Below are 6,665 nucleotides of genomic sequence, written 5' to 3'. Positions count from 1 at the left end.
CTAGGTGAAGTACAGAAATTGTGATGCCAATTTATGAGAGGAAGGGGTTGGCGATGTCAACCCCTTCCTCTCCCGTATAAAAATGATTATCATTCTCATAAATTGTACATTTTATTTTTTGGAAGTCCCTTAGTTAATCTTGCTCCGAAAAAACTTTCGCAACTGTTGAGTGGGTATAATCCTCCCAACGACCCCAAAGATGAAGGATCTTTTGTCAAAATTAATATGGTTTTAAGGAAGTTACCTCGTTTGAAAGCAGATTACGATTCTGTAGAAGCATTTACTGGAACGTTCCATGTCAACGAGGGTTATCAAAACATCATCGACAGTTACAAAATGGCTGGTGAAGGAATAATACCAGAACATCCCCCTGGCGAGTTTTATTGTCATAGTTTAACGGATGATTCTATTCTCTCCCCATCTCTGAGAGCAGAAGGTTATCAGACCCTAACTTTATTTGGGTTGGAAATGCCTTATAGCTTGTTTGTTAAAGACAATCAAACAGAGAAACAGAAAGTATTAGAGAGGTATCTTAATGGAGTAAATCAATATTTATTAGAACCGATAGAAGATTGTATAGCGCGGGATGAAAATGATCGACTTTGTGTTGATATTGCGACTCCAGTGGATGTGGAACGAGAAGTAGGCATTCCCACAGGTCATGTCTTCCATCAATCTCTTTCCTGGCCTTTTGTAGAATCAGAGGAAGAACGGGGAATGTGGGGCGTGGAGATTGGCTTTGATAATATCTTCTTGTGTGGTTCTGGAGCTAAACGAGGAGGATGTGTTAGTGGGATTCTAGGGCATAATGCAGCTATGAAAATTATAGGAAGCTGATACTAAGGATTACTTGATACTTTTTTTTAGTCTAAATTATGAAAGTTTTATTCTGTAGCGATAGTGCAACACTAGCAGTCAAATTACTTGCATCACAACTATCAGACCATGAAATTATCACCTGTCCCTCAGATATATCAAGTATTTAGATAGTGTTGATATTATTATACCTTGGATGGCTAACATTGATGCTTCCATCATTGCCTCTGGACAGTTTGGTTTAGTGCAAGAGTTTGGTGTCGGTATAGAAACTATAGATATTGAGGCAGCTACTCATGCTGGAGTATGGGTAGCACATGTACCTGGTAGCATTTCTAGCAATGCTGATTCCGTTGCTGAACACGCCATAATGTTAATGCTAATGATATCACGACATATGGCAAGCACACAGCAATCATCTAAAGCTGAAGACTGGAGTGCAAAAGCGGGTATTGCCTTATTGGGAAAGACAGCTTGTATCGTTGGACTTGGTGACATTGGTACAGCATTAGCGGTACGTCTAAAAGCTTTTGGAATGCGTCTTGTTGCGGTTCGGCAACACCCAGAACGTGGCGCCTTACCAGAAACAGGGATAGAAAAAGTTTACGGCTCTAATGCTCTTTCTGAAGCATTATCTATTACTGACTATGTTATTTTGTGCGCCGAGTATAGTAAAAACACTCATCATCTGATTAATCAAAATACACTTACGGCAATTAAACCGGGAGCATTTCTCATCAACGTCGCGCGGGGTGGTTTAGTGGATAGAGATGCCTTAGAAACAGCACTAGAGAAGGGAAATTTAGCCGGAGCTGGTCTTGATGTAGTTGAATCTCCTACAGATTCTCTTCGTCAGCAAAACGTCATTATTACCCCACACATTGCTGGAATAACTGACGTAAGTTATAAGGGTATTGCCTCTGTGGTAATTGATAATATTAAACGCTACGCACGAGGGGAACAGCCACTATATACAGTTAATAAACCCGATCGCCCAAGATGCTTTGTTTCCTAATACTAGGCTATAATTTAGGTTCGGCTTTGGTTTGAATCATAGAGCGTTATAACTCATATTCCGCACGTCAAATTGTAACACAAAAAGTAGTATAAAAATTGATGACTAGCTAAGTATTTATACTGTATAAATCATCCGATCAATTGTTTTTATTCGTCAAATTTTGGGGAAAAATCTTAAGCATAAATACTTAATTAATTTACTTTTATTGACCATCAAGATTTTCTCCTGACTCCTGTCTCCTTTTTTCATACTACGTTTTGAAGTGCGGAATGTAGGTTATAAGATTGTTTTGAACGTTTGTTATGTAAACTCTTGGGCGAACTTGCAATTTATTTACGAAATTTAGCTATTTTCGAGAATATCAATAGTTGCCGCAAGTGCCGTTTGAATTGCCCCTTGAATTGAAGCATGATTAATACCTAAATGTTCCCCGGCAAAGAATACACGGGGATTATTTATAGGATAAGGTTGACCAAGAAAAGGTTGATATTTTTCCCGATCGCCAGGGGCAAAATAGGCATAAGAACCTGAACCCGGATTATTATCTTCATCCCAAATACTATGAACAACATCATCAGTATATTGTTTAATATTAGGATGTATTTGGGAAATTTCTTCTAAGGTTAAATCTGTTTTATTTGACTCATCTAAAGTAACAAACTTTCTAGAATTATCTTCCCAACGATAAGCAGCAGTTAATACAGATGGCTGATAAGAAATATCTTTATTTTTAGCCACAAAATGAGGTTGAGAAAAGTTATTTGTATCTAATTGAGCATTATCGCAAGGATACCGACACTTTTCAATATTTAAGTCGGTAAAACTTCCCCCACCATAAATATTTTCTGCAAATTCCCAAGGACGAGCAGTACAGTGTAATATAGTTTTACTAGAACTACAATAACCTAAATTATTAATAGCTTCCTGTTGTTTGTTAGGCAAGATAGGGTCAAAATTAATCTGAGCTAAAGCAGTAGTTGGAACAGTACAAATAATATAGTCAAATTCTGCGGTTTCCTGCTTATCTAACTTATTCCAGCCAACTCGAACTCCTTTATCTGTCATTACTATATTTGTTACTTTGGCTTCAGTCTGGATTGTTCCTGATATTCTTTGAACTAAAGCCTTCACTAAAGTTTCCATTCCTCCAATTAACTGATATTGTTCAACTTGATGCCAAGCAAAGAAATCAATTAAACCATTTAATAGAGAAACTTTTTCATAATGGATTGCTCCAGTAGCATGACCTAGTAATTGAAAAGCATCGGGAGAAAGATGGTTTTGAAAAAAGTCGGTGACTGTTAAATTATCGTATTTTCTAACTTTATCGCTGGTGAAAGTAGGCGCAAATAATTCCCATTTTTCCTGTTCAGAGAAAGTATTAATTAACTCTGACAATAACTGGTCGTAAATTACCCCAGGGTATTCTTTTTCATCAGGGGTTAAATTGTAAATAGAAAAAAGTTCTTGGTAATTATCTAAACGTGTTTTCTTTCCTCTTAAATAATAAAAAGCTGCGGGATTGTAATTAATAAAAGGTCTTTTTGGTAGCTTAAACTGATCTATATAGTGTAAAGTGCAACCATGACTAGCAGGAACCCTCATTGCACCCAATTCTCCATAAGTCCCATCACTAAAATAATGAGTTTTAATTCTTCCTCCCAGACGAGAATCAGCTTCTAATAAAGTAACTTGATGGTTTAGTTGACTTAGTTCGTAAGCACTAACAAGTCCCGCAATTCCTCCGCCAATAATTGCAACTTGTTTGCGAGTACTGCCTCGATCGTAGGGAATAAGAGGGCCAGGATGACGATACAAGTGCTCAAAAGAAAATGGACAATCTAGCTCTAAAATCTGATTATACATAATATTCGACATCAATTAAGTTTAATAACTGCTATATTAGTCCGAAAGTAAAGGAATTAGTAGTAAGCGATCGCTCAATTATTTTCTAGTAAGAAATCAATATGTCACAGTATTTGTTGTACTCTTTTGCGAAAAGCTCGTAAAGCAGGACTCCTCCCAATCTCACTGCTTTGAGCTAAAACTTCTGCTACCAAGTCTCGAATCGGTAACGTAGGAAACGTTGGACTGGTGCTAACTTGCTGGTACTCACCTCCTTGCAAGAGGTCAATTCTGAGTTGATTCTTCTCATAGCGCCAGAGTTCAGGAACTCCTAATTTGGCATAGACATCTAGTTGAGTCTTAGAAGTAACATCCACTTCAATGGCTAGATCTGGTGGTGGATCGAGATTAAGATCGACGCGTCGCTTGCCTCGCATTCGATTGTGGTTTTGGATGTAGAAGCATTGATCGGGTTCAATGCCACTGTCCATATTTTCTCGCTTGAAGGTAGTAGAACCAAAGCACTCACAGTCGATTTCTAAATCATCAAGCAAAATTTTCACTAAATCACCGAGTAGTTCTTTATCGACTTCGTGTTCTGGCGTAGGCATTCTGATTTCTAAGGTTCCGTGGCTATAAGCAATGCGGGCAGAGCGATGTTCCCCTAGTTCTTCAAGAATGGACTCAAATTCAGCCCACTCTAGGTTATGAATTAAAAGTCTTTGACCAGGGGGAACGGTAAGTTGTCGGAGTAGGAGGGTAACAGCCATAATGAATGTTATATATATGATTTTGGATACACCATCAAACTTAATCTAATTTTTGATAAGAATAAACAGTCTTCTCAATCAAACTCAGGTGCCCACACCTCAAGAACAGGCAATTCCCAACCCGGAAGTAATTCTGGTACTTGCAGCACATCCTCATCCTTCAGGACAATCTTATCAGCATCGAGGCGATACACTTCCATCGTGCGAGTTCTCGGATCGACTAACACTCCAAGTTTAGTTCCCAATTCCAAAAACTCTTGTATCTTCTGAGGTAATTTAGTTAAACTATCCGTTTTAGATTTAATTTCAAACATTAAGTCAGGAACTAACTCCGCGTAATCTTCTGTTGTGCGAGGTAGACGTTCAGCTAAGATAAAAGAAACATCGGGTGCGCGAACATCTCCATCTTCATTAGGCAAACGAAAACCACCACTAGAACCGGAAACTCTACCTAACTTGCGAGGACGTACCCAATTCCGAAGTTGAGCAGCAATTTCTATTGCTACTTCTTGAGATTCTAACCCTGAAGGACTCATAAAAATAATTTCTCCACCTACTAATTCCATCCTATAATCAGGATGTTGTAGTTGTAGCTTTTCTAAATCTTTTACTGTTAAACTAGGCATTTTGAAAACCTCCTATCTGTATCTTTAATTAGACATAGGCGTGAAAATCAAAAATCACATCAATTCTTATCCAGAAATTATCAATTACTTCTCCCTGTTCCCAGTGCGCGTGTTCCCTGTTCCCTCTTTTCCACCAGAGGTCTATTGTATCTCAATTTCAAAATATAGAACTTTCCAGAATATCAATTACTGCTGAAACTGCTGTTTGAATTGCTCCTTGAACTGAAGCATGATTGATAGCTAAATGTTCTCCAGCAAAGAAAACACGAGGATTATTAATAGGATAAGGTTGTCCCATAAAAGGTTGATATTTTTCCCGTTCGCCAGGGGCAAAATATGCATAAGAACCAGAACCAAGCTGGTTCTTATCATCCCAAATACCATGAACAATATCATCAGTATATTGTTTAATATTAGGATGAATTTTCTCAACTTCATCTAAGGTTAAATCGGCTTTAGATGAAACAACTAAAGCCATAAATTTCCTTGAATTATCTGACCAGCGATCGGCAGCAGTAAATACTGATGGTTGATAAGAAATATTTTTATCTTTAGCAACAAAATGAGGTTGAGAAAAGTTGTTTGAATCTAATTGAGCATTATCAGAAGGATACCAACACTTTTCTATATTTAAGTCTGTCAAACTTTCGCAACCATAGACATTATCTGCAAATTCCCAAGGACGAGCTTTACAGTGTAATAGAGTTTTACTAGCACTACAATAACCCAAATTGTTAATAGCTTCTTGCTGTTTACTGGGTAAAATAGGATCAAAATTAATTTGAGCAAGAGCAGTAGCAGGAACAGCAAAGATAACATAATCAAATTCTGCTGTTTCTTGCTCATCTAACTTATTCCAGCTAACTCTAACTCCTTTATCTGTCATTGCTATATTTGTTACTTTGGCTCCAGTCTGGATTGTTCCTGATATTCTTTTAACCAAAGCCTTTACTAAAGTTGTCATTCCTCCTATGAGTTCGTATTGCTCAACTTGATGCCAAGCAAAGAAATCAATCAAACCATTTAATAAAGAAATATTATCATAATCTATTATACCAGTAATACAACCAATTAATTCAAAAGCATCGGGGGAAAGATGATTGCGAAAAAAGTCCGTAACTGACAGGCGATCGCACTTTTTAAGCTTATTGCTGGTGAAAGTTGGTGCAAATAATTCCCATTTCTCCTTTTCAGAAAAAGAATCAATTAATTCTGACAATAACTGGTCGTAAATTATCCCAGGATCTTTTTCTTCATCAGGAGTTAAATTGTAAACAGAAAACAATTCTTGGTAACTATCTAAACGAGTTTTCTTTCCCCTCAGATAATAAAAAGTTGCGGGATTGTAATTAATAAAAGGTCTTTTTGGTAATTTAAACTTATCTATATAGTGTAAAGTGCAACCATGACTTGCAGGAATTCGCATTGCGCCCAATTCCCCATAAGTCCCATCACTAAAATAATGAGTCTTAATTCTTCCTCCCAAACGAGAATCAGCTTCTAATAAAGTAACTTGATGGTTTAGTTGACTTAGTTCGTAAGCACTAACAAGTCCCGCAATTCCTCCGCCAATAATTGCAACTTGTTTGA

General features: G+C 37.3%; 6 protein-coding genes. 2 read left to right on the top strand and 4 right to left on the bottom strand.

Annotated elements, in window-relative coordinates; translation table 11 throughout:
• Positions 1 to 102: 102 nt before the first annotated feature.
• Both F6K22_RS26565 and F6K22_RS26560 read left to right on the top strand, forming a co-directional pair.
• On the top strand, positions 103 to 837 hold the full coding sequence (locus tag F6K22_RS26565; protein WP_293104977.1) for a synaptobrevin family protein: 735 nt from the start codon (positions 103 to 105) through the stop codon (positions 835 to 837).
• A 121-nt stretch (positions 838 to 958) separates the two neighbouring features.
• On the top strand, positions 959 to 1,831 hold the full coding sequence (locus tag F6K22_RS26560; protein ID WP_363274484.1) for an NAD(P)-dependent oxidoreductase: 873 nt from the start codon (positions 959 to 961) through the stop codon (positions 1,829 to 1,831).
• 345 nt (positions 1,832 to 2,176) lie between these two features.
• On the opposite strand, the gene F6K22_RS26555 is transcribed toward F6K22_RS26560, so the two are convergent.
• The 4 genes from F6K22_RS26555 to F6K22_RS26540 form a co-directional block, all read right to left on the bottom strand.
• The gene (locus F6K22_RS26555; RefSeq protein WP_293104975.1) at positions 2,177 to 3,700 is read right to left on the bottom strand and encodes a flavin monoamine oxidase family protein; all 1,524 of its coding nucleotides are present in this window, start codon (positions 3,698 to 3,700) and stop codon (positions 2,177 to 2,179) included.
• A 104-nt stretch (positions 3,701 to 3,804) separates the two neighbouring features.
• Positions 3,805 to 4,449, bottom strand: coding sequence for a Uma2 family endonuclease (locus F6K22_RS26550; RefSeq protein WP_293104972.1), 645 nt, complete (start codon positions 4,447 to 4,449; stop codon positions 3,805 to 3,807).
• Between the two features lie 74 nt (positions 4,450 to 4,523).
• Complete coding sequence (locus F6K22_RS26545; protein ID WP_293104970.1) at positions 4,524 to 5,075, bottom strand: Uma2 family endonuclease; 552 nt, start codon at positions 5,073 to 5,075, stop codon at positions 4,524 to 4,526.
• Positions 5,076 to 5,232: 157 nt separating this feature from the next.
• Positions 5,233 to 6,665 (bottom strand): flavin monoamine oxidase family protein (locus F6K22_RS26540; protein WP_293104968.1); only part of this gene is annotated, 1,433 nt, incomplete at its 5' end.

This window comes from Okeania sp. SIO2F4, from assembly GCF_010672385.1.
Taxonomy (GTDB): Bacteria; Cyanobacteriota; Cyanobacteriia; order Cyanobacteriales; family Microcoleaceae; genus Trichodesmium.
Note: the sequence above shows the minus strand (reverse complement) of the source record. Positions and strands in the feature narration are given on the sequence as shown.